This is a genomic window from Desulfuromonas soudanensis (assembly GCF_001278055.1).
Taxonomy (GTDB): domain Bacteria; phylum Desulfobacterota; class Desulfuromonadia; order Desulfuromonadales; family WTL; genus Deferrimonas; species Deferrimonas soudanensis.
The window spans coordinates 1,492,278-1,516,332 of record NZ_CP010802.1; the positions used below are offsets into that span (position 1 = coordinate 1,492,278).

Consider the following 24,055-nt stretch of genomic DNA (forward strand, 5'->3'; position numbering starts at 1 on the left):
GGACCGGATGGAGTTCATCAAGCCAGATATCAATCTCGATTTTATCGGCAAGCGCAAGATTGCCCTGATCTTTTCGGCTTTCCTGATCCTCGCCGGCCTCGTCTCCCTGGTCGTCAAAGGGGGACCGTCCTACGGCATCGATTTCGCCGGCGGTACCCTGGTCCAGATCAAGTTCGTCGAAGCGACCGACCCCGCCCGGATCAAGGAGGCTCTGGCCCCCCTGACCCTGGGAGGGCTGACGGTGCAGCAGTTCGGCGACGAGGCCAACGAATTCCTGGTTCGCGCCCAGGAGACCAGCGGCGCCATGGAGAGCCTTTCCCGCAACATCAAGACGACCCTCGAAACCCGATACGGGGCGGGACAGGTCGATGTGCGGCGCACCGAGATGGTCGGGCCCCAGGTCGGAAAGGACCTCCGTCAAAAGGGGCTCTTCGCCATTTTTTACGCTCTGATCGGCATCCTCGTCTACGTCACCTGGCGCTTCGAATTCCGTTTCGCCGTCGCGGCGATCCTCGCCCTGTTTCATGACGTGATCATCACTCTCGGTGTCTTCTCCATCTTCGGCAAGGAGATCGACCTGCCGATCATCGCCGCTTTTCTGGCGATCATCGGTTATTCCCTCAACGACACCATCATCGTCTGCGACCGGATCCGCGAGAACATGGGACGCCATGCCAAGGACGGCTTTGCCGCCATCGTCAATCGCAGCATCAACGAAACCCTCTCCCGGACCCTCCTCACCTCCGGGACGACGCTGATCGTGGTTCTGGCCCTCTTCATCTTCGGCGGCGGGGTCATCCACAACTTCGCCTTTGCGCTCCTGGTGGGGATACTGATCGGTACCTATTCGTCGATTTATGTGGCCAGCGCCCTGCTGGTCTTCTGGGATGACTACCGGGCCCGCAAGGGGGCCCTCGCCGGAGCCAAGGGAGGGGCGGCATGAAAAAGGAAACCTTCTTTCTCGTCGCCGGAGCCCTGATCATCGGTCTTCTGGTCGGCCTGCTGGTCAGCAAGGGGAAAAAGGAACCGTCTAGCGCTGTGCCGCCGGCGTCCCAGGCTCCTGCCGTCAATTTTCAGCAGAATCTCGGCCTTCTTGAGGAACTGGTCGCCAAGGACCCCACAAACCGCAATGCCTGGGTGCAGCTGGGGCACGGCTACTTCGATTCCGACCAATATATCAAGGCCATCGAGGCCTACAACAAGGTCCTCGAGCTCGATCCCAACGACCCCGACATCCTCACCGATCAGGGGGTCATGTTCCGGGCCCTCGGCTGGTACGACAAGGCGGTGGACAACTTTGTCAAGGCCAACCAGCTCAACCCCCTGCACGCCCAGAGCCTCTATAACCTGGGGGTGGTCTATCGCTATGATCTGAAGGATCTCGACAAGGCCAGAGCGGCCTGGAAAAAGTATCTGGCCCTCAATCCCGTCGGTCCCGGAGCCGAGCAGATTCGCGCCGAGATGGAGTTTCTCGAGAGTCACCCCCCCCTGCCGCAGGGGAAATAAGTCAGACAACGGCGGGCCGGGGTACATCCCCCGGCCCGTTTTTTTTAGGAGGACCCCGTGTCGCTACGCGGATTCTTGCCCTGCCGGGCTATCGTTGCCCTTCTCTGCTCTCTCCCCTTTTTGACATCCTGTCTGGTTGCTTCTCCGCCGGTCTCCGGGTCCTTGGAGGGGGACCATCTCTGGCGCGGCACCGTGCGGATCGCCGGCGATCTGGTGGTCGCCGAAGGAGCGCATCTGGTCATCGCCCCCGGGAGCGAGATCGTCTTTCTGCCGCCGATCGAGGGGGAAGGGGAGTGGACCGAACACCCCCACTTTCCCGGAAGCGAACTGATCGTGCGCGGATCGATCGCCGCCGAGGGGACGGCCGATAAGCCGATCACCTTCCGTTACCTTGACGCCGCCGCTCCTCCGGGGAGCTGGGGGGGGGTCAATCTGGTCGCCAGCCCCCACGCCCGTTTCAGGTACTGCCGTTTCACCCAGGCCGACAGCGCCCTGCACAGCCAGGGCTCCACCGTCTCCGTCGAAGACTCCCTCTTTGAGAACAATCTGGTCGGAATCCGCTTTCATTCCTCGGAGATTTCCATCGAACACAACCTTCTGCGCCGCAACGGCACCGCCATCCGCTTTCATTTCGGCGCGCCGGTCATCTCCCGCAACGACATCCGCGACAACGACAAGGGCTTTTTCGTGACCTCCTACCCCCGGGACTACCGCATCGAGGGCAACAACATCGTCGGCAACGGCCGCAGCGTCGTTCTCGGCGAGGAGGTTCCCGACGATCTGATTTTGGCGGGGAATTTCTGGGGGGAGACGGATCCGGCGCGGATAGAAGATGATTTTGTCGATGGAAGGAGAATCGACTATCTCGGTGAGGTCCTCTATCGCCCCTTTGCCGGCGAACCGTTCGCCGATGCGGGGACGACATGGAACCGGTGACCGTGCGCCGCTGGGCGCCGCGGGGTGCCGAGCCCGGTGTCGAGGAGATCGCCCTTCTTGCAGCCGGCCTCGGGGTCTCCCCTCTGGCGGCCGCAGCTCTCTGGGGGCGCGGCGTGCAGACCGTCGCCGCCGGCCGGGTCTTTCTCGATGCCGGCCTTGCGGCCCTCCCCGATCCCTTTCTCCTTTCGGGGATGGAGCGGGGGGTCGAGCGCCTCGTCGCCGCCATCGAGGGGGGGGAGGGGATCGCCGTCCACGGCGACTACGATGTCGACGGCATCACCGGCACCGCCCTTCTGGTGGAAACCCTGCGGGCCTTCGGCGCCGTCGTCGACTATCATATCCCCCTGCGCCTCAAGGACGGCTACGGCCTTTCCGCCGAGGCGTTGCGCCGGGCCGCGGCCGCCGGAGCCCGGGTGGCCCTCTCCGTCGACTGCGGCGTCTCCGCCCTCGAAGAGGGGCGCCTGGCCCGAGAGCTCGGCCTCGATCTGATCATCACCGACCACCATCAACCCCCGGAGACCCTTCCCGAGGCTTTGGCCATCATCAATCCCCACCTCCCCGAAAGTCCCTTTCCGGCGCGGGAGCTCTCCGGCGTCGGGGTCGCCTTCTTCCTGATGATCGCCCTGCGCAAGACCCTGCGGGAACGGGGAGCCTTCGCCTCCTCTCCCGAGCCCGATCTGCGCCGCTCCTTAGACCTTGTCGCCCTCGGCACCATCGCCGATGTCGTCCCCCTGACCGGCGTCAACCGCATCCTCACCCGATTCGGCCTCGAGCTTCTCGGTCGCGCCGGCCGTCCCGGGGTCGCGGCCCTGAAGGCGGTGGCGGCGGTCAAGGAGATGAACGCCTCCGCCGTCGGCTTTCGCCTCGGACCGCGCCTCAATGCCGCCGGTCGTCTGGAGGATGCGGCCCTGGGCGTCGATCTCCTCCTCGAAACCTCTCCGGCCCGTGCAGGAGAGATCGCCAGTCACCTCGACGGTCTCAACCGCGAGCGCCAGCAACTCGAGCAGGAGACGCTGTCTCAGGCCATCGAGCGCCTCGATGAAGGAGGGGAGGGGGGGGAGCGTTCCATCGTCCTCGCCGATGAGCGCTGGCATCCGGGAGTGATCGGCATCGTCGCCAGCCGCCTGGTGGAGCGCTATCACCGTCCGACGATCCTCATCGCCCTCGAAAACGGTCAGGGAAAGGGATCGGCCCGGTCCATCGCCGGCTTTCATCTCTATTGCGCCCTGCAGGACTGCAGCGAATTTCTAGCCGGATTCGGCGGACATCAGTACGCCGCCGGCCTCTCCATCGCCGGTGAGGCCGTGGACGCCTTTACCGCAGCCCTCGACGGGGTGGCGCACCGGATTCTCAGCGCCGAAGATCTGGTTCCCAAGCTTTCCCACGACGGCGAGATCCTCCTTGAGGACATCACCCGCGAGTCCCTCGGGGAGCTGGCGAAGCTGGCCCCCTTCGGCGCCGGCAATCCCGAGCCGGCCTTCGTCGCCAGGGGCTTGCGGGCCCAGCAGATCAGCGTCGTCGGTGAGAAGCACCTCCGGTTCACCGCCCGCCAGGGGGGGTATTCCATTCCCTGCATCGCCTTCGGCATGGTAGACCGCCGCACCGAGCTCGAGGGAGAATTCGATCTTCTCTTCCATCCCGGACTCAACGAGTTCCGCAATAACGTTTCCGTGCAGTTGCGGGTTCGGGATATCCGACCATCTGTCTGATCCTGTGTGCCTCTCTTACTAAAAGACGATGGCGAGAACCCCGACAATCATCCCACTGGAATCCTTCATATATGGCGGCTGCGCTAAATATGACGGAAACTGCAACCAATTTTCTCTCCTCCCCGTAATCATCCCTTTAGTTTTCCCTTTTACAATCAGGTAGTTGTGTCACTAGTGTTGTGCCATTGATATGGCATGGTAATTGCGAAATGAATTCCGGTTGATTCCAATCCCTTTCTGTGGACCTGTATCGAAATCGGATCCTATTCAGCAGCAGCCACCACCATATCTATAACAGTATCTATGACAGCACTGATTATGCTGAAGCCATAAACGGGTCCCTTCATGGCTGTATTGTGGACTCTTTCCGGATGGCGTGAGGGTAACAAACCGTGTTGGATGAATAGAGAAAATAACAAGTCGCAAGGATGAGGGTGCTTTGGAATTTTGACAATCCTCAATTAAAACAGTTCTGGAACAACAAAAGGAGATTTGAGATGAATCAGACAGCCGGAGTATTTAGTGGTCAGATGTATATTTGGGTAGGGCTCGCAGCCCTGGTGGTGGTTGCGGTAGTGTTTAGGAAGATCTTCCGAAACAAATAATCATACCTCAAGGTCGATTGCTATAGCGCACTCTGTTTCAAAAGGCCGCAAGCATATGCTGCGGTTTCCGTTCATTCAACTCTGACGCCGCACATGATTTTTCAGTAGAGGTGCACAATTCATGATAATTAAATTCGTTCCCGTTATGGTACTGGCATTATTCTTTGCCGGATGTGCAGCAAAAGCCCTTCCACCCGTTGAGATAATGTTTCCTACCAGGACCATTGATTATCAGAAAGAGGTTAAGCCGATCCTCGACAAACGCTGCACCGTTTGCCATTCCTGCTACAACTCGCCCTGTCAGCTCAAACTCGATTCTTTTGAAGGGGCTGACCGTGGGGGAACAAAGAGGGCCATTTACAATTCTTCACGACTCAGTTCCATGGACCCGACCCGTCTTTTTACCGATGCTCAGTCAACTGCGGAGTGGCGGGAAAAAAAATTCTTCAGCGTGACGGATAGTACTGTTTCAAACGGATTGAACGATTCGATAATGATTCAGCTTTTGTCCCATAAGATGAAAAACGCGAAGAGTGAGGGTGAGTACCGGTCTGAATCTGAAGATCTGACATGTTCTGAAAACGGCAAGGAGCTTGGCGGCTATCTGAAAAAACATCCGAATAACGGCATGCCGTTTGGTTTTCCCCCACTCAAGCAGGACGAGTTCGACATTGTCGCCGGTTGGCTGGTTCAGGGTGCCAAAGGGCCTGATGCCGCACAGCAGGCGGAGCTGATGGCGCAGAAACCAGACGATGCGCTGGCCGTCCTGAAGTGGGAAGATTTTCTGAACCAGGACGATCCCAAACATGCCATGACGGCACGCTACCTTTACGAACACTTGTTTCTGGCGCATCTGAAGTTCGGAACCCCGACCAATGAATTCTACGAACTGGTTCGCTCGAAAACGGCACCCGGTCACCCCCTTGATCTGATCGCCACCGTCCGCCCCTATGACGATCCCGGCGTCAAGAGGGTCTACTACCGTTTCCGGAAAATTTACTCCACCATCGTCATCAAGACCCATATGGTTTTCAATCTCGACGACACCCAACTGAAGCGGTTCAACGAACTGTTCATTCAGCCGGAGTGGCTGCAGCCGCCTCATCTGATGAGCTATGCTACGAAAGTGAGCGCCAACCCTTTTGTCGTATTCGAACAGATCCCGCCGCGCTCGCGCTATCAATTCCTGTTGGATAATGCCCTCTATACCATCATGACTTTCATTCACGGTCCGGTCTGCAAAGGCCAGATCGCCCTCAATGTCATCGATGATCATTTCTGGGTCATGTTCATGGACCCGGACCATGATTTGAGCGCGACCAATCCAGGTTTTCTGAAGCTGTACGGCGACAAATTGCGGATGCCCATTGAGAGTGGGAGCAACCTGGGTATCTTTTCGCTGCTCACCGATGAGCATCGCGCGTCGGCAGTGGAGTTCTACGGGGCCAGGCAGGATCTCTACTCTTCCTTAAACTATTCCGGTCTCGGCTATGAGTCCATTTGGAAGGGAAACCGGGCCGAAGATGCCCCGATGCTGACCGTCTATCGCCATTTCGACAGTGCCTCGGTGCATAGGGGGGCTCTGGGTGATCTACCGAAAACAGTATGGGTTATTGATTATCCTCTGTTGGAACGGATCTATTATGCCCTCGTTGCCGGTTTTGACGTCTATGGCACATCCGCTCATCAGTTGGCCTCGCGGTTCTACATGGATGAACTGCGCGTTGAAGCGGAGAGTTACTTCCTTGATTTTCTTCCACCGGAGAATCGGCGGGAGATAATGCAATCGTGGTACAAGGGCGTAGATTATGAGAAAATCAATTACTCCCCTTCCGCCCTGCCTGCAAAAATACTCTTTACATCGAACGACCCGAAGCGAGAGTTCGTCGAACATGTCGTGGATAGCCACCTTCTGCCGGCGACAGGGATCGGCTTTGATAAGGTAAATTACCTGCGCGCAGGAGCCGATTATTCGCGCCAGCCCGACAAACTTGAAACCGCCGACGACTATCTGCGGGCCATTCGTGCCGTTTCCAGAACCGGAGCGCCATTTTTCGCCCTGGTCAATGACAGTAACTCCAATGTTGCCTATGTAAGGATTAGACGGGAGAAGGGTCGCGACGTTGCTTTTTCCGTGGTAATCAATCGCTGGCATAACAATGTCACATTCCTGCTCAAAGAAGATAAACACCTCGACCCGTCCAGGGACAGTGCCGACATTATCAATGGTCTCATTGGATCCTATCCGAACTATTTCTTTGATGTGCAGGAGAAAGATTTCCCTGATTTTATCGATTTCCTTGCCCATTTTGATGCGAGTCAAAAAAATACGGCGCGGATGGTAAAATATGGCGTGAATCGGGCCGACGAACGATTATGGGCAACCTATGACTGGTTCCAAAAACGCCATAATGAAGATGAACCGGTGAATGGGGGGCTTTTTGATATGAACCGTTACTATTACATTGCCCGATAGAAAACCAGGCGAGGAAGAAAAATCGTCGGTTACCTAAGTTCGGCAACAGGGCACATTCCAAAAGAAAGAGAGGGGGGAACGTGAGGCTTAATGATATTAGCAGGGGAACAGGGCTTGAAGGACACGGCATCTGCAATGCTAACCTGATTTACTGGACGCCGCCGACATCGGTTCTCTATGAACTGATTGTGAAGAGGGGAGAGGGGCTCCTCTCCCATCTGGGCGCGGTCGCCGTCAAGACCGGACACTATACGGGGCGGGCCGCAAACGATAAGTTCATCGTCGACGAACCGAGCTGCCACGACCATGTCGCCTGGGGAAAGGTCAACCGCCCCTTCGACCCGGCAAAGTTCGATGCCCTCTACGATCGGATGTGTGCCTACATGCACGGGCGCGATCTCTTTGTGCAGGATTGCTATGCGGGGGCCGACAAGGAGCATCGCCTCCCCATTCGCGTCATCACCGAGAACGCGTGGCATTCTCTCTTCGCCCGCAACATGTTCGTGGCGGCAGAACCGGAGGAGCTGGAGAACCACTCTCCCCACTTCACCGTCATCAATATGTCGCACTTCCACGCCCTTCCCACCGTGGACGGCACCAATTCCGAAACGTTCATCATCATCAACTTTGCCCGCAAAATGATCATCATCGGCGGCACCAGCTATGCCGGCGAGATCAAAAAGTCGATCTTCACCATCCTCAACTATCTCCTGCCGATTCAGAAGAAGATCCTGCCGATGCACTGCTCCGCCAACGTTGGGCCCAAGGGAGATTCCGCCGTCTTCTTCGGTCTCTCCGGCACCGGCAAAACGACCCTCTCCGCCGATCCGAACCGCTCGCTGATCGGCGACGACGAACACGGCTGGGACGACAAGGGGGTCTTCAACTTCGAGGGCGGATGTTACGCCAAGATCATCAACCTCTCCAAAGAGGCCGAACCTGAAATCTACGAGACGACCCGCCGCTTCGGCACCATCCTCGAAAACGTTGCGATCGACATCCACAGTCGCCGGATCGACCTGAACGACGACTCCTTTACCGAAAACACCCGTGCCTCCTATCCGCTGACCCACATCCCGAACATCGTCAAGAGCGGCTGCGGCGCTCACCCCGTCAACATCATCATGCTCACCTGCGACGCCTTCGGCGTTCTCCCGCCCATCGCCCGGCTGACTCCGGAGCAGGCGATGTTCCACTTCCTCTCAGGCTACACGGCCAAGGTCGCCGGAACTGAAGCCGGAGTCACCGAACCCTCCGCAACTTTTTCCACCTGCTTCGGTGCCCCTTTCATGGCGCTCAACCCGACCGTCTACGGGGAGTTGCTGCGCACCAAGATCGCCAGACACAAGGTCACCTGCTGGCTGGTGAATACCGGCTGGAGCGGAGGCGCCTACGGGGTCGGCTCCCGTATGAAGATCGGGTACTCCCGCGCACTGGTCAATGCCGCCCTCGACGGCACCCTGGACGCCGGTCCTTTTGCAAAGGACAACTTCTTCGACCTCGATATCCCCACCACCTGCCCCGGAGTCCCCGCCGATGTCCTCAACCCCCGCAATACCTGGGAGGACAAGGCCAAATACGACGAGACCGCAACCCGTCTGGTCGGGATGTTCAAGGAGAATTTCAAAAAATACGCTCCCCATGTGAGCTCCGAGGTGGCCGAAGTGATGTAAGGGCCGATCTCCATAACCTCGCGACTCCTCCTGAATCAGGAGGAGATCTTAAAGACGAAACCGCCCGATCGGCTGCTGCCGGTCGGGCGGTTTTATGTTGGGGGTCAGGGTAAAGGGCCTTCTCCCCTGAGAACCAGGATCATCTGGGCAAGGGATTTGGGGTGGGGCGCCCCTGGCCACCCAAATATGCCGTCATTCAATACCGTCCAGGTGCGATCCATGTCTTCTGTCATTTACGACAGCTTTGTCAAACTCGACGGATTCTGATGATGATATTCGCTGCACACCTCTGGCCTCTCCCTGATTTTTTCCTTCAGAAACGAAGGCTTGCATCCGTTTTTTTCATATTTTGTTTTTGGCGCGTTACTTGAAGACTACATACCCACAAGAACATGAATTCAGGTCGGGCTTGCAGTGGAAAACCAGGAATTGCGTCCCGACCAGTCCGGACCCTCAGAGAGACGGCGATATCAAACATGAAATGGAGGTGTTGCATCACAACCCAAAGGTAGCGTCTGCGAAGGCGAACATTTATGCCGATCAGCTTGCGAGCCGAAATCCGGTATGGATGCACTTGATAAAGGAAAAAACTTAACCATCCGCGAGGATGGGGCGGAAAGCCTACAGGGTCTCCACGAGACAGCCAGGACGCCGAAATATCATGAGATTTCAGTTCCCTGTCTTTTTTACATATCTTTTTGGGAACACTGGAGTCTGCTGAAAGTCGACTTATTGTCGAAAGTTAGTCATGAACACAGGTATTCCAACAAATGAACAAGGAGATGTCATGAGAAAATTTATTGGACGGAAAGCTTATCTTGTATCTTTGATCGTTCTGGGCGCTTTTGTCTGCACCCTCCCCGCCTACGCTGGTTCGCATCATCGGGACAGTGACGACAATGACGATAATTCAACCAGTAATTCAGTCGTCGCAGGACCCAAGACCGTCAACCTCGGGACAGCCGGCGATTTCGTTATCCTGACAAAAACCGGAATCACAACCACCGGAACCACGGCCATTGTCGGAAGTATGGGGGTCAGTCCCATCGTCGCTACGGCCATGACCGGTTTTGGTCTGATTGCCGATGCCACGAATGAATTTTCCACTTCGTCTCTGGTGACCGGCAAAATCTACGCAGCCGACTATGCCCCGCCGACCCCTACCAAAATGACCACCGCCATCGGTGACATGGAAACCGCCTACACTGACGCCGCCGGAAGAGTAAATCCTGATTTTGAGGAACTCGGCGGCGGCGACATCAGCGGCAAGACACTTCTCCCCGGTCTCTACAAATGGAGCACAGACGTTTTGATCACGAACGCCGGAGTTACTCTCGCCGGTGGCCCGAATGATATCTGGATTCTGCAGATGGCTGGCAATCTGACCGTGAACAACAGCGCCATGGTCACCCTCCTCGGCGGCGCCCAGGCCAAGAACATCTTTTGGCAGGTCTCCGGCAATGCGACCCTCGGAACCGCAGCTGACATGAAAGGGATCATCCTGAGCAAAACGCTGATTTCGATGAATACCGGCGCCAAACTGAGCGGCAGAGCGTTGGCCCAGACCGCAGTGACGTTGATCGCAAATACCGTTACGGCCCCCTAAGGCCTGAGCTCTTCGGTGTGAAAACTGAATAAAAAAGAGGGGAGACAGGCGGTTGCCTGTCTCCCCTCTTTCTGGTGTTTCAACTTGTTAACCCGGAAGCCCAAAGTTTTGCAGCATCAGTGTTGGTGAGGGGCCTGTGGGGTCGCCTCGGCGTGGTGGGGGGCGGCATGAACGACCTGGGCGATCCCTTCGACGTAATGAACGAAGGTGACGTAGGCTTCGACATATTTACGGCCGGCCGCTATGCTTTCATCGGCATGCTTTTTTGTCTCCAGGGCATGGATGAAACGCTTGCGAATCCCCTCTTCGGTGTGCCTAAGGATGGCCTTGACCAGTTCGTCGACCGCCCCCTTTTCCAAGGCCAGATCCGCCTTGGCGATCACGGGTTCGACGGTTCCGGCCGCCTTCAGACCGGTATAGGGAGCTCCCTCGCCGGCGCGGTGAATGCGCACCAGGGTCTCAAAAAAGTAGAGGTCGGCCAGGGTCTCGGCTTCGGGGCTGAGCTTGCGCACCGCCGTCGTCTTGGCAAAGGCCGTGCGAATCTCCTTTTCATCGCCCAAACTGACCCACTTCAGCACCGGGGCGACATTCCCCTGGGCCAGAGCGGTGCGCGCATCGGCGACCACCGGTCCATCGAGGGTGTCACAGTGTGCCGCCGCCTCCCCCGGAAGGAGCAGTCCGATAGCCAGGGCCAGGGTCATTCCCAACAGCGTCAGCGAACGTCTCGATTTCGTGTTCATGGTTTCTCCCCTTTTACCTTTGTTGATTGGGCAGGTCACCTCTCTGAGTGGTCGGCGTCCCTATTGTTTCATTATACTGACGCTGACTATAAAACAAATTGACCTCCATCAATTCAGCACCGATCCGGGCTTTTCAAGACCTGAGCCTCGTCCCCTCGTCCCCTGATTTCGTTATTGACATCTCTGGAGGAGATGAGTAATCTATTTTTGATTAAAGGGGAGTAGCATCCGGAACATCCGGCCCGCGCTTCGTCAATACGGTGGTTTCGCCACCCGGACGCGGGAGCTGCGACGTAAAGTCGAGCCTTGCAAGACCTTTGTCCATGCATCCAACCATGCATCGGGTAAAGGTCTTTTTTCTTTTACCCGACGCGTAAATTAACCGCGGAGGTAAAAGAAATGAACCTGCTCAAGATCACCTTCCTTCTCACCTGCCTGACTCTTCTTCTCGTCGCCATGGGCAGCGCCATCGGCGGCCAGTCCGGCATGCTCATCGCCTTTGCCCTGGCGTGCGGCATGAACTTCTTCTCCTACTGGTATTCGGACAAGATCATCCTCAGGATGTACAAGGCCCGGGAAGTCTCGGAAACGGAGAATCCCTCCTTTTACGGGATGGTCCGGCGCCTCGCCCAGCAGGCGAAGATGCCGATGCCCAAGGTCTACATCATCCCCTCCGAAGGGCCCAACGCGTTTGCCACGGGGCGCAACCCGGAGAACGCGGCCGTCGCCGCCACCGAGGGACTCCTGCGCATCCTCTCCCCGGAGGAACTCGAAGGGGTCATGGCCCATGAGCTGGCGCATGTGCAAAACCGCGATACGCTGATTTCCACCATCGCCGCCACCTTCGCCGGCGCCATCTCCATGCTCGGCAGCATGCTGCAGTGGTCCGCCATCTTCGGCGCCGGCCGCGGCGAGGACGAGGAAGGGGGAGGGAGCCTTCTCGGCGGCCTGGCCCTGGCGATCATCGCTCCGATGGCGGCCATGCTGATTCAGATGGCCATCTCGCGGTCCCGCGAATACCACGCCGATGCCTCCGGCGCGAGAATCTGCGGCAAACCCCTGGCACTGGCCGGCGCGCTTCGCAAGCTGCAGGAGGCCTCGACGAGGATGCCGATGCAGGAGGCGACTCCTTCGACCTCGCACCTCTTCATCGTCAACCCCCTGACCGGCGCATCGATGCTCAAGCTCTTCTCCACGCACCCGCCGATGGAGGAGCGCATTGCCCGCCTGGAGGCGATGGCTTTCTCAGGGAAGGAATGAAAGACTCGGGGCCCAAATCGTTTCTCAGGCTCCGGACCGGCAAGTAAACCCTCGCGATGGGAGAACGTCTCGTGAACACTCTCTGGATGTGGATCGGCTTCAACCTCTTCGTCCTCGTGCTGCTGGCACTGGATCTCGGCGTGCTCCACCGCAAAGGCAAGGAGGTGGGGATTTTCGAGGCGCTCCTGCTCAGCCTCGGGTATTTCATTCTGGCGCTGATCTTCGGCGCCGGGGTCTATCATTTCCTCGGGGCGAGCTCCGGAGTCGAGTTTTTCACCGGCTACCTGCTGGAGAAGAGTCTGAGCGTCGACAACATCTTCGTCTTCGTTCTGATCTTCAGCCATTTTCAGGTGCCGGCGCAGTACCAGCACCGCGTCCTGTTCTGGGGGATTCTGGGCGCCCTGGTCATGCGGGCCGCCATGATCCTGACCGGCGCAGCTATTCTCGGAGCCTTCCACTGGGTGATCTACCTCTTCGGAGCTTTCCTCATCTTCACCGGGGGCAAGATGCTGGTGACGATCAACCAGGAACCGGACATGGAGGGGAACCGTCTGGTCCGTCTGATCCGCCGCCATTTCCGGGTGACGGAGGGGTATGAGGGAAACCGGTTCTTCGTTCGCCGGGAGAGTCTGCTCTACTTGACGCCGCTGATGGTGGTGCTGATTCTGGTCGAAGTCTCCGACGTGGTCTTCGCGCTCGATTCCATCCCGGCCATTTTCGCCATCACCACCGACCCGTTCATTGTCTATACGTCCAATGTCTTTGCCATCCTCGGACTGCGGGCGCTCTATTTCGCCCTGGTCGGCATCATCCACCGGTTTCATTACCTCAAGTACGGCCTTTCGCTGGTGCTCATGGTGGTCGGTGCGAAGATGTTGATCAACGCGGCTTTTGGCAAGGTCATCCCCACCGAGGCGGCGCTGCTGGTCACCGCCCTCCTGATCGGCGGCTCGATGCTGGTGTCGGTGATCAAGACCCGGAATCTGCCGAAAGAGATCGGCACCGCCGAAGCCGTTCACGGGTGGGTCCCGGGAAGCCCGGCGAAACCGGATGCGGGGGAGAATACGGACAAGTAAAAGCGCGCTGGCCCATCCAGTCATGAGTGGGCACAGCAGTGGGGTCGCGTCTCAACTCTTGACAATGTCAGAAGTTGAGACGCGACCTCCTTCGAAACTATGCGGTAAAAATAAGTAATTGCGATCTGAACATGAGATGCTAATATGACCTCAAATTGTGTTCATTTGACATCCAATTGAGGTCGTTATGCTTGAATCCCTTTTCGGTTCGATCAACAAAGAACGGGTCCTTTTTTTTATCTATGCCCGAAATCAGGGGCATGCTCGTGAAATAGCGCGATTCTACGCCTGCAGTTTGACCCCTCTCCAGCGTCAGCTTGAGATCCTTGAGCACGGCGGCATTCTTGTCAGTTCGCTGGTTGGGCGAACCCGGTTGTACACCTTTAATCCCCGGTATCCTCTCCTTTCAGAAGTAACCGCCTTGATCGAAAAGGCCTTGACTTTTTATCCGGAAGAAGAGCGGACTCGACTGCAGATGGAGCGACAGCGCCCACGTAGAGCGGGAAAGCCGCTATGAAGACCGTACGCGAGATGAACATTGGCGAGTTGGCCGCCTATGTCTGTTCCCACCTGGATCGTTATGGTATTTATGTTGCGCTCGGTGGCGGTGCGGTCGTTTCCATCTATGCCTCCGATAACTTTGTCTCTATGGATCTCGATTTTATCGACCTCTTGCAGACATCCCGACTGAAACTCAAGAAGGTTCTGAAGGAAATCGGGTTTGAGGAGAAGAACCGGTACTTTGTGAGCGAGGAGACGGAATTCTTTATTGAATTCCCATCCGGGCCGCTTGCGGTCGGCAACGAACCGGTTAAAAAGCTTGCGGAACTTCAGTTTGAAACCGGAAAACTGCGACTTCTTTCTCCAACTGACTGCGTTAAAGATCGATTGTCAGCATTTTATCATTGGGGTGATCGGCAGTGTTTGCAGCAAGCGGTCTGGGTAGCGGAGATGAAACCGATTGATTGGATTGAAGTGGAGCGATGGTCGCGGCAGGAAGGGGCGGCAGAGAAATTTGTTGAATTTAGGGCAGAGCTTCAGGGTCTTCGGTAGGGTTGAATAGGTATGGTGTCTTCGGGGCGAATTTGGGCGTGTCAAGCGACATCAGAAATTGACCCTTAACGACACGAAGAATTGACCACCCTCAGTCCCCCCTACTTCGCAGGGGGGAAGCAGTCCCCTTGATCCCCCCTATGAAATAGGGGGGAAGCGAGTGTAACGAGCAGGGGGGTCATTCAACAGGTGGGATGTGCCACCGGAACATCAAAAAGGCGCCCCGAGGTCCGGGCGCCTTTTGATGTTCTTCTCTCCCACAGGAGCGGGTTCCCCTGGATTGTTTCAGTCGATCCAGTCGGAGGGGGCAGGAGCGGTGAAGCGGATTTTCAGGCAGCGGCCGGCCGCTGGCCGCGCAGGTGGATGTACCAGTAGGCGAAGGAGACGAAGACGACGCCGCCGAGGATGTTGCCGAGGGTGACGGGAAGGAGGTTGTCGATGAAGAAGCTTCGCCAGGTGAGCCCCGGGTCGCTGATCCCGAGGCGTTTTGCCAGAAGGAGGCCGGTGGGGATGAAGTACATGTTGGCGACTGAGTGCTCGAAGCCGCTGGCGACGAAGGTCATGATCGGGATGTAGCAGGCGAGGACCTTGCCGGAGATGTCGCGGGCGGCGGTGGCCATGAAGACCGCCAGGCAGACGAGCCAGTTGCAGAGAATGCCGCGGACCAGGGCGACGTCGAAGGGGAGGGTGGTCTTGTCCCGGGCGATGGCGATGGCGTGGTCGGCCAGGTGTCCGGACTGCCAGAGATTGGAGCGGAACATCAGCCAGGCGAAAAAGAGCGAGCCCGCCAGGTTGCCGAGGATCACCACCGCCCAGTTCGCCGACAGTTGCCACCAGGAAATCTGCCCGTGCAGAGCCGCCTTGGCCAGGAGGCTGTTGCCGGTGAAGAGTTCGGCGCCGCAGACCACCACCAGCATCAGGCCGATGGAAAAGACGCTGCCGCCGAGAAGGCGGGAGATCCCGACGCCGACGATGGGAGCCGTGTCCTGGGTGACCACGGTGGCCAGTTGGGCGCCGAAACCGATGTAGAAGCCGGCCAAAAGGCTCAGGACCACGGTCCGGGAGAGGGACTGGGTCGAGAGGCGCCGCGCGTTGTCGACGATCGCCTGGACTGTTTCGCCGGGGGTGAGAAAGCGCTTTTCCATGAAAGAGATTCCCCCGAGAGGTTAAAGGAGCCCGGCGTCGCGGGCGACCAGATCCCAGGCGCCGAGGGAGCGGCGGATGATGTCGCCGTCGATGCAGTAGGCGATGCGGAAATATCCCGGCGCCCCGAATCCTGCGCCGGGGACGAGGAGGATGTTGTGCTTCTGGGCCAGGCGCACGAAGGCGACGTCGTCCTCAAGGGGTGAGCGGGGGAAGAGATAGAAGCCCCCTCCCGGCTTCACCATGTTGAAGCCGAGGGCGGTGAGGTGGTTGTAGAGGATATCGCGTTTTTCCTGGTATTCGCCGATATCCACGGAGACCCGCTGCAGCTTGGCCACCAGCTTCTGCATCAGGGCCGGAGCGTTGACGAAGCCGAGGACGCGGTTGCAGAAGATCGCCCCCTCGATGAACTGGCCGACGTTGTTCATCGCCGGGTTGGCCGCCAGGTAGCCGATGCGCTCGCCGGGGAGGGCCAGATCCTTGGAGTGGGAGGTGACGACGACGGAATTCTTCACGCAGGCGAAGATCCCCGGAACCTCCTGGCCGTCGAAGGCGAGCCTGGCGTAGGGTTCGTCGGAGATCACGTAGATGTTGCGCTCGAGTTCCTTCTCCTTGCGGGCGATCATTTCCCCGAGGGCAAGAAGGCTCTCCCTTGGGTAGATGACGCCGGTGGGGTTGTTGGGCGAGTTGACGATGACGGCGCGGGTATTGGGGCCGATGGCGGCCTCGATGGCGGCGACGTCGAGCTGGAAGGTTTCGCGGTCTGTCCAGACCTCTTTGGTCACCCCGCCGTGGTTGTCGACGTAGAATTTGTATTCGACAAAGAAGGGGGCGAGGATGATGACTTCTTCGCCGGGGTTGAGGATCGTCTTTAACACGACGTTGAGGGCGCCGCCGGCGCCGCAGGTCATCACCACCTGGTCGGCCGTCACCGGCAGGGGAGAGTGGGCCGAAAGGACCTCGGCGACCGCCGCCCGGGTCTCCTCGTAGCCGGCGTTGTTCATGTAGCGGTGCATCCCGGGTTCGGGATTCTGAGCCAGACGCAGCAGCTCTTCGTGAAAGGCGGCGGGAGGCTCCATGGACGGATTGCCGAGAGTGAAGTCGAAGACCTTGTCGTCGCCGTGGATCTTGCGCAACAGGGCCCCCTCTTCGAACATCTTGCGGATCCAGGAGGAGCGCTCGATGCAGCTCATTACCTTCACGGATATGGTCATGGTTCACCCCTTTGTGTGGACTGGAAAATGGCCTGCAGTTTAATCTCCCTGGGGAGGAGGGTCAAGGAGAAACGCGGCGGCGGAGCCCCCTGCCGGGACGGCAACCTGGGACGGGGGAATCCGGGCTTTTCATTTGATTTCCCGTCGGCGATGGGCTAAATTAATTTTCCATTTTTATCACTGAGGAGGGGCCCTTCATGGCTCAGGAAAAACTCAACCATCTGCGTACCCGGATCGATGCCATCGACGACCAGATTCTCGATCTCCTCAATCAGCGGGCCGCCGTGGTCATCGAGGTCGGCCGGGCCAAGAGTGGCGAGCAAAGGGAATTCTACGTCCCGGCCCGTGAGCTGGCCATCTACGAGCGCCTCGGCGCCCGCAACACCGGACCCTTCCCCACCGAGGCCATCCGCCGCGTTTTCCGGGAGATCATCTCGGCCTCCCTCTCCCTCGAACATCCGATGAAGGTAGCCTTTCTCGGTCCCCAGGGGACCTTTACCCACGCCGCCGCCATGCAGCAGTTCGGGTTTTCGGCCCAGCTGGTGCCGCAGAAGAGCATTCCGGCGGTCTTTGACGAAGTCCTGCGCGGCCGGGCCCCCTACGGGGTGGTGCCGGTGGAGAATTCCACCGAAGGGGTGGTCTCCCACACCCTCGACATGTTCATGGAGTCGGATCTGCAGATCAGCTCCGAGATCCTCCTCGGCATCTCCCACTTTCTCCTGTCGCGCACCGGGCGCATGGAGGACATCAGGAAAGTCGTCTCCCATCCCCAGCCCCTGGCCCAGTGCCGCAAATGGCTGGAGGAAAATCTCCCCGACGTGCCGCTGGTCGACGTCGGCAGCACCGCCCTGGCGGCGCAGATGGTCCTCGAGGACGAGTCCGCCGCCGCCATCGCCAGCGAGATGGCCGCCTCGCTCTACGGGTTGCAGGTGGTCAAGGAGCGCATCGAGGACAATCCCAACAACTTCACCCGGTTTCTGGTGATAGGGCAAAAAAGTCCGGAGCGCAGCGACCGCGACAAGACGTCGCTGATGTTCAGCATCAAGGACCAGCCGGGGATCCTCTACCGCATGCTCGAGCCCTTCAGCAAGCGCGCCATCAACCTCACCAAGATCGAAAGCCGGCCGATGAAGAAAAAGGCCTGGGAATACGTCTTTTTCCTCGATATCGAGGGGCATATCGACGAGAAGGCTGTCGCCGACGCCATCGCCGAACTCAAGGATTACTGCCAGTTCCTCAAGGTGCTCGGCTCCTACCCGCGGGCCCGCTAGGAGCCGGTCGGACTCTCCCTGTGCCGGATCCTGACCCTCTTTTCCACCCCGAATGCGGCGGCCATCCCATGTCGAATCAGATCCTCATCCCCAAATTGGCAATCGTCGGCGTCGGCCTCATCGGCGGCTCCCTCGCCCTGGCCCTGAAAGCGGCCGGCGTCGTCGGCGAAGTGGTCGGCATCGGCCGCGGCCTGGCCAATCTCGAAAAAGCCCTCGAACTCGGCGTTGTCGACCGCATCACCCAGGATCCCGCCGAGGGGGTGGCCGACGCCGACCTGGTCCTTCTGGCGACTCCGGTTCTCACCCTGACGGAGATGGCCTCCAGGGTCCTGCCGCACATGAAGCCGGGGGCGGTGCTCACCGACGGCGGCAGCGTCAAGGGTTCCGTGGCCCGGGCCATCGAGCCCCTGGTGCCGGAAGGTGTTCATTTCGTCCCCGGCCACCCCATCGCCGGCACGGAAAAGAGCGGCGCCGAAGCGGCCTTTGCCACCCTCTATCACCGCCGCCGCTGTATTCTCACTCCGACGGCGCAGACCGATCCCGAAGCCCTCCGCCTGGTGCGCCGGGTCTGGGAAACGGCCGGGTGTGAGGTGGTGGAGATGGACGTGGAAAAGCACGACCGCATTCTCGGGGCGATCAGCCACCTGCCGCACATGGTCGCCTATTCCCTGGTCAACGCCGTCAGTTCCTATGACCGGTACGAGGAGAATATCCTCGAATACAGCGCCGGCGGTTTTCGCGACTTCACCCGCATCGCCTCTTCCGATCCGACCATGTGGAGGGATATCGCGCTGACCAACCGCGACGCCCTCCTCGAGATGATCGAGCGCTTCGAGTTGTCCCTGGCCGAGCTCAAGGAGGATATCCGCGGGGAAAAGAAGGACCGCCTTTACGACTTTTTCCTGCGCTCCAAACAGAGCCGCGACGCCATACTCTGACCCTGTCGGGGGAAAAGCGGCGCGCCCTATCAATACGAAAAGGATGGACTCCCAGCGATGATCCAGAAACAGACCATTTCCCCCTCCCGGGGGGTGAAAGGGGACATGACCGTCCCCGGCGACAAGTCGATTTCCCACCGCTCCATCATGCTCGGATCCCTTGCCGAGGGGGTGACCGAGGTCCACGGTTTCCTCCACGGCGAAGACAACCACGCCACCCTCGGAGCCTTCCGGGCGATGGGAGTTCTGGTCGACGAGCTCCCCGGCGGCGTCCTGCGGATTCACGGCCGCGGCCTGCACGGCCTCGCCGAGCCGGGGGACGTCCTCGACTGCGGCAATTCCGGGACGACCATCCGCCTGATGACCGGGCTCCTCTCCGGTCAGAATTTCTTCTCGGTGCTCACCGGCGACCGCTACCTGCGCAAACGGCCGATGAAGCGGGTCGTCGGTCCGCTGGCCGCCATGGGAGCCAGGATCTGGGGGCGCGGCGGCGGCGATCTGGCGCCCCTGGCGATTCAGGGGGGGGGGCTTGCGCCCGCCGACTACGATTCGCCCATCGCCAGCGCCCAGGTGAAGTCGGCGCTCCTTTTGGCCGGACTCTACGCCGAGGGGGTGACGACCGTGCGGGAGCCGCACCTCTCCCGGGATCACAGCGAGAGGATGCTCGGCTATTTCGGCGCCGACGTCCGTCCCTTCCCCGGCGGGGTTTCGCTGGTCGGCCACCCCCGGCTGACCGGACGGGAAGTCCATGTCCCCGGAGACATTTCCTCGGCGGCCTTTTTCATGGTCGCCGCCCTGATCACCCCCGGCTCGGAACTGTTGATTCGCAACGTCGGCGTCAACCCGACCCGCAGCGGCATTATCGATATTCTTCAGGAGATGGGCGGCTCGCTGCAGCTCCTCAACGAGCGGGAACTCTCCGGAGAGCCGGTCGCCGACATCCTCGTGAAGAGCAGCGACCTCAAGGGGATCGAGATCGGCGGCTCCGTGGTGCCGCGCGCCATCGACGAATTCCCGGTGGTCAGTGTCGCCGCCGCCTTCGCCGAGGGGACGACGATCATATCCGACGCCCGCGAGCTGCGGGTCAAGGAGACCGATCGCATCGCCGCCATGACCTCGGCGCTCGGCGGGCTCGGAGCCCGGGTCGAGGCCCGGGACGACGGCATGGTGATCCACGGCGGCCAGGCGCTCTCCGGTGGCACCGTTTCCTCCCGGGGGGACCACCGCATCGCCATGAGCATGGCGGTGGCCGCCCTGCGGGCCACAGGTTCCGTGACCATCGAGGATACGGGGTGCACCGCGACCTCTTTCCCTGACTTCTGGGAGCTGATCGAACGGGTCGGTGCCTGAAGGACGGCTTTATCACCAAGGAGTATCCAACGGTTTGAGACGTGAACTGATCGTCGCCATCGACGGCCCCTCGGGAGCGGGGAAGAGTACCCTGAGCAAGCTTCTGGCCCGGGCCCTGAACTATACCAATATCGATACTGGGGCCATGTACCGCTGTGTCGCCCTGGCCGCGTTCCGCCGGGGTATCGATCCTGCGGACGAGGAATCCCTCGGGAGTCTCGGTCGCAGCGTACGCATCGAATTTCTCCGCAGCAACGGCGGAGAGCGGGTCCTGCTCGACGGCGAGGATGTCTCGGCGGCCATCCGTACACCTGAAATCAGCCTGCTGACCTCCCGGGTCTCGGCCTGTCTGGCCGTGCGCGAGGCCATGGTGGAGCTGCAGAGGCGGATGGGCGAAAAGGGGGGGGTGGTTCTCGAGGGGCGGGACATCGGCACCGTTGTGTTTCCCGGAGCCGAGGCCAAGTTCTTTCTCGCCGCCTCGGCCAAGGAGCGGGGGCGCCGCCGTTACGAGGAGCTTTGCGCCAAGGGGCACGATGTCGACCTGGCGCAGACCGTTTCCGAGGTCGAAGCCCGCGACGCCGCCGACAGCGCCAGGGAGCATGCCCCGCTGGTGCAGGCCCCCGATGCCGTCGCCATCGACTCTACGGTCATGACCATCGATGAGGTTCTTGCCGTGATGCTCGAGGAGGTGCGGAAGCGCCGCAGCCGTGCCGGTTGTCTTGAGAATGACGGAGGAGAAAAGCCGTGAAGATCCTCCTGGCCCAGAGTGCCGGTTTCTGTTTCGGCGTCCGCCGGGCGACGACCATGGCCTTCGAGGCGGCGGAAAGCCGCGACCGGATCTGTTCTCTGGGGCCGATCATCCACTCGCCGCAGCTGGTGGAAAAGCTGGAGGAGAAGGGGGTGCGGGTGCTGCGGCAGGTGGAGGAGATTACCGGCGGGACGGTCATCATCCGCTCCCACGGAGTCACCTCCCAGGAACTCGATGCCCTGGGCGAACGCGACGTCGAAATCGTCGACGCCACCTGTCCCTTCGTCAAAAAGGCCCAGGAGCATGCCGACCTCCTCAGCAGCGAGGGGTACACGGTGGTGCTGGTCGGGGAAAAGGATCATCCCGAGGTCCAGGGGATCGTGTCCTATGCCCGGCAGGGGGATGTGTACGTTGTCGCCGACCCTGAGGATGCCGTTGCCCTTCCCCGCTGCAGCCGCATGGGGATCGTGGCCCAGACCACCCAGTCGATCGAGAATCTGCGGACCATCGTTGATATCTGCCTGGAAAAGTGCAAGGAACTGCGGATTTACAACACCATCTGCGACGCGACCTCGGTGCGCCAGAACGAGGCGCGCTCCATCGCCCGCCAGGCGGATGTCATGCTGGTCATCGGCGGCTTCAACAGCGCCAACACCAATCGGCTGGCCCGGATCTGCCGGGATATCCAGCCTAGAACCCATCATATCGAGACCGCCGGCCAGATCGAATCGCAATGGTTCGACGGGGCAAAAACGGTGGGGATCACCGCCGGCGCCTCGACGCCGCGCTGGATCATCGACGAGGTGGTGAAAAGAGTCCAGGCCTAGAAGCCTGTCGGACTATCCATGTGCCGGCTGCTTAGGAAAAATAAACGTTTGGTTTTTTTTTGCCTTTATGTTATCGTCCCCTCTCATGGCCGAGGCCATACTGTCGGTAAAACGACGGAAAATCGTTTGGGGGTAGGTTCTTAATGGTTGAAGACAAAAGCAAGTTCGACATGGACAGTGAAGACGAAGACATGGACGACGAGTCCGGGTTCGGCGAGATGGAGCAAAGTTTCGAAGACATGTTCGAAAACAGTCTTCGGGAATTGCATGCCGGCAACGTAGTGGTCGGTACCATCGTTCAGGTCAATCCTGACTCAGTGGTGGTGGACGTCGGCGGGAAGTCGGAAGGGGTCATCCCCCTGAGCGAGTTCGTCGGAGCCCTGGGCGAAGAGGGGATCAAGGTCGGCGATCAGTTCGACGTTCTCATCGAGCGGACCGAAAACGAAAGCGGTCTGATCAGTCTCTCCAAGGAGAAGGCTGACCGTCAGAAGATCTGGAACGCCCTGGAAGAGGGTGCCGTGGTCGACGGTCGGATCATCTCCCGCATCAAGGGCGGCCTCTCGGTCGACATCGGGGTCAATGCCTTTCTCCCCGGGTCCCAGGTTGACCTGCGTCCCGTCCGCAATCTCGACAAGATGCTCGGCGAGACCTATCAGTTCAAAATTATCAAGCTCAACAAGCGTCGCGGAAATATCGTTCTCTCCCGGCGTGTACTCCTTGAAGACCAGCGCGAAAATCAGCGCTCCGACACCCTCAAGACCCTTGAAGAGGGTCAGGTTATCGAAGGGGTGGTCAAGAATCTCACCGATTATGGCGCTTTCATCGACCTCGGCGGCATCGATGGTCTGCTGCACATCACCGATATGTCCTGGGGCCGGGTCAACCACCCCTCGGATATTCTCGCTGTCGGCGACAAGATCAACGTCAAGGTCCTCAAGTTCGATCGCGAAAAAGAGCGCGTCTCCCTCGGGCTCAAGCAGATCGCTCCCGATCCCTGGCTCGACGTGGAAGCCAAGTATCCCGTCGGCAACCGGATTACCGGCAAGGTCGTGAGCCTGACCGACTACGGCGCCTTTATCGAACTCGAAGAAGGGGTCGAGGGGCTGATTCACGTCTCGGAAATGAGCTGGACCAAGCGCATCAAGCATCCCAACAAGGTTCTCAACATCGGCGACGATGTCGAATCGGTGGTGCTGGCCCTCGACATCCCCAATCGCCGCATCTCCCTGGGTCTGAAACAGGTCGAATCGAATCCCTGGGAAGTCATCGGCGAGAAATTCCCCATCGGCACCATCATCGAGGGGCAGGTCAAGAACATCACCGATTTCGGTATCTTCGTCGGTGTCGACGAGGGGATCGACGGACTGGTGCACATCTCCGACCTTTCCTGGACCAAGCGGATCAAGCACCCCTCGGAAATCTACAAGAAGGGTGATCTCGTCAAGGCCGTCGTGCTCAACATCGATCGCGAGAACGAGCGCTTCTCCCTCGGCGTCAAGCAGTTGACTCCCGATCCCTGGCAGTCGATTCCGACCCGCTTCGCCCCCGGGACCATCATCCGCGGGCAGGTGACTTCCGTGACCGACTTCGGGATTTTCCTCGAGGTTGAGGAAGGGATCGAAGGGCTGATTCACGTCTCGGAAATCAGCAAGGAAAAGATCGACTCGCCCAAGAGCTTCGCCGCCGTCGGTGACGAACTCGAGGCCGTGGTCCTGCACGTCGACAACGTCGAACGCAAGATCGCCCTTTCGATCAAGCATCTGGCCGATCGCAAGGAAAAGGCCGAGGTCGACGCATTCCTCGGTGCCCAGAGGAACGCCACTTCCAACTTCGGTGATCTCCTTCAGGGCGCTCTCGGCAAGGCCGGGACCGACAAAGACGAAGAGTAATCTTCGGCAGATCCATCCGGGCCCCCGCAGGACGA

At 59.4% G+C, this 24,055-nt stretch carries 20 protein-coding genes; 17 read left to right on the forward strand and 3 right to left on the reverse strand.

The annotated features are described in order from the left end of the window. Positions 1-7 precede the first annotated feature (7 nt). From secF to DSOUD_RS06745, 7 genes are all read left to right on the forward strand, one after another. Positions 8-943 carry a protein translocase subunit SecF gene (gene secF / locus DSOUD_RS06715; protein ID WP_053550287.1) on the forward strand — a complete coding sequence of 312 codons (936 nt, stop codon included), beginning with the start codon at positions 8-10 and terminating at the stop codon, positions 941-943. Next, positions 940-1,506 (forward strand): tetratricopeptide repeat protein, encoded by a 567-nt coding sequence (locus DSOUD_RS06720; RefSeq protein WP_053550288.1) that lies wholly within the window; start codon positions 940-942, stop codon positions 1,504-1,506. Before secF ends, DSOUD_RS06720 begins: the two co-directional genes overlap by 4 nt. Before the next feature lie 57 nt (positions 1,507-1,563). Beyond that, the gene (locus DSOUD_RS06725; RefSeq protein ID WP_082351101.1) at positions 1,564-2,442 is read left to right on the forward strand and encodes a right-handed parallel beta-helix repeat-containing protein; all 879 of its coding nucleotides are present in this window, start codon (positions 1,564-1,566) and stop codon (positions 2,440-2,442) included. After that, positions 2,430-4,151 carry a single-stranded-DNA-specific exonuclease RecJ gene (gene recJ / locus DSOUD_RS06730; protein WP_053550290.1) on the forward strand — a complete coding sequence of 574 codons (1,722 nt, stop codon included), beginning with the start codon at positions 2,430-2,432 and terminating at the stop codon, positions 4,149-4,151. The genes DSOUD_RS06725 and recJ overlap by 13 nt, the downstream gene beginning before the upstream one ends. A 726-nt stretch (positions 4,152-4,877) precedes the next feature. Continuing rightward, complete coding sequence (locus DSOUD_RS06735) at positions 4,878-7,232, forward strand: fatty acid cis/trans isomerase (protein WP_082351102.1); 2,355 nt, start codon at positions 4,878-4,880, stop codon at positions 7,230-7,232. Positions 7,233-7,312: 80 nt separating this feature from the next. Then, positions 7,313-8,905 carry a phosphoenolpyruvate carboxykinase (ATP) gene (pckA, locus tag DSOUD_RS06740; RefSeq protein ID WP_053550291.1) on the forward strand — a complete coding sequence of 531 codons (1,593 nt, stop codon included), beginning with the start codon at positions 7,313-7,315 and terminating at the stop codon, positions 8,903-8,905. Between the two features lie 787 nt (positions 8,906-9,692). Next, positions 9,693-10,511 carry an ice-binding family protein gene (locus tag DSOUD_RS06745; RefSeq protein ID WP_053550292.1) on the forward strand — a complete coding sequence of 273 codons (819 nt, stop codon included), beginning with the start codon at positions 9,693-9,695 and terminating at the stop codon, positions 10,509-10,511. A 116-nt stretch (positions 10,512-10,627) separates the two neighbouring features. Here the strand turns inward: DSOUD_RS06745 and DSOUD_RS06750 are convergent, their stop codons facing one another. Beyond that, positions 10,628-11,251: a DUF6448 family protein gene (locus tag DSOUD_RS06750; RefSeq protein ID WP_053550293.1), complete on the reverse strand. Its 624-nt coding sequence runs from the start codon at positions 11,249-11,251 to the stop codon at positions 10,628-10,630. 399 nt (positions 11,252-11,650) lie between these two features. Here DSOUD_RS06750 and htpX point away from each other — a divergent pair, with 399 nt between their 5' ends. The 4 genes from htpX to DSOUD_RS06770 all read left to right on the forward strand — a co-directional run bounded on the left by htpX (position 11,651) and on the right by DSOUD_RS06770 (position 14,640). Continuing rightward, positions 11,651-12,511, forward strand: coding sequence for a zinc metalloprotease HtpX (gene htpX / locus DSOUD_RS06755; protein ID WP_053550294.1), 861 nt, complete (start codon positions 11,651-11,653; stop codon positions 12,509-12,511). A gap of 71 nt (positions 12,512-12,582) precedes the next feature. Then, positions 12,583-13,587 carry a TerC family protein gene (locus DSOUD_RS06760; RefSeq protein ID WP_053552319.1) on the forward strand — a complete coding sequence of 335 codons (1,005 nt, stop codon included), beginning with the start codon at positions 12,583-12,585 and terminating at the stop codon, positions 13,585-13,587. A 187-nt stretch (positions 13,588-13,774) separates the two neighbouring features. Beyond that, positions 13,775-14,104, forward strand: a complete 330-nt coding sequence (locus tag DSOUD_RS17745) for a helix-turn-helix domain-containing protein (protein WP_082351103.1) — start codon at positions 13,775-13,777, stop codon at positions 14,102-14,104. Next, positions 14,101-14,640 (forward strand): hypothetical protein, encoded by a 540-nt coding sequence (locus DSOUD_RS06770; RefSeq protein ID WP_053550296.1) that lies wholly within the window; start codon positions 14,101-14,103, stop codon positions 14,638-14,640. The genes DSOUD_RS17745 and DSOUD_RS06770 overlap by 4 nt, the downstream gene beginning before the upstream one ends. Positions 14,641-14,969: 329 nt before the next feature. On the opposite strand, the gene DSOUD_RS06775 is transcribed toward DSOUD_RS06770, so the two are convergent. Next, positions 14,970-15,785, reverse strand: coding sequence for a formate/nitrite transporter family protein (locus DSOUD_RS06775; RefSeq protein ID WP_053550297.1), 816 nt, complete (start codon positions 15,783-15,785; stop codon positions 14,970-14,972). A gap of 21 nt (positions 15,786-15,806) precedes the next feature. Continuing rightward, positions 15,807-16,997 carry a pyridoxal phosphate-dependent aminotransferase gene (locus DSOUD_RS06780; RefSeq protein ID WP_053550298.1) on the reverse strand — a complete coding sequence of 397 codons (1,191 nt, stop codon included), beginning with the start codon at positions 16,995-16,997 and terminating at the stop codon, positions 15,807-15,809. A gap of 197 nt (positions 16,998-17,194) precedes the next feature. Here DSOUD_RS06780 and pheA point away from each other — a divergent pair, with 197 nt between their 5' ends. The 6 genes from pheA (at position 17,195) to DSOUD_RS06810 (ending at position 24,020) form a co-directional block, all read left to right on the forward strand. Next, positions 17,195-18,268: a prephenate dehydratase gene (gene pheA, locus DSOUD_RS06785; protein ID WP_053550299.1), complete on the forward strand. Its 1,074-nt coding sequence runs from the start codon at positions 17,195-17,197 to the stop codon at positions 18,266-18,268. 68 nt (positions 18,269-18,336) lie between these two features. Beyond that, positions 18,337-19,206, forward strand: coding sequence for a prephenate dehydrogenase (locus DSOUD_RS06790; RefSeq protein ID WP_053550300.1), 870 nt, complete (start codon positions 18,337-18,339; stop codon positions 19,204-19,206). Positions 19,207-19,266: 60 nt separating this feature from the next. Beyond that, positions 19,267-20,556, forward strand: a complete 1,290-nt coding sequence (gene aroA / locus DSOUD_RS06795; protein WP_423739495.1) for a 3-phosphoshikimate 1-carboxyvinyltransferase — start codon at positions 19,267-19,269, stop codon at positions 20,554-20,556. Positions 20,557-20,590: 34 nt separating this feature from the next. Continuing rightward, positions 20,591-21,304: a (d)CMP kinase gene (gene cmk, locus DSOUD_RS06800; RefSeq protein ID WP_053550302.1), complete on the forward strand. Its 714-nt coding sequence runs from the start codon at positions 20,591-20,593 to the stop codon at positions 21,302-21,304. After that, on the forward strand, positions 21,301-22,131 hold the full coding sequence (gene ispH, locus DSOUD_RS06805; protein WP_053550303.1) for a 4-hydroxy-3-methylbut-2-enyl diphosphate reductase: 831 nt from the start codon (positions 21,301-21,303) through the stop codon (positions 22,129-22,131). Before cmk ends, ispH begins: the two co-directional genes overlap by 4 nt. Before the next feature lie 143 nt (positions 22,132-22,274). Further along, entirely contained in the window at positions 22,275-24,020 is a 1,746-nt protein-coding gene (locus DSOUD_RS06810) for a 30S ribosomal protein S1 (RefSeq protein ID WP_053550304.1), read from the forward strand. Positions 24,021-24,055: the final 35 nt, after the last annotated feature.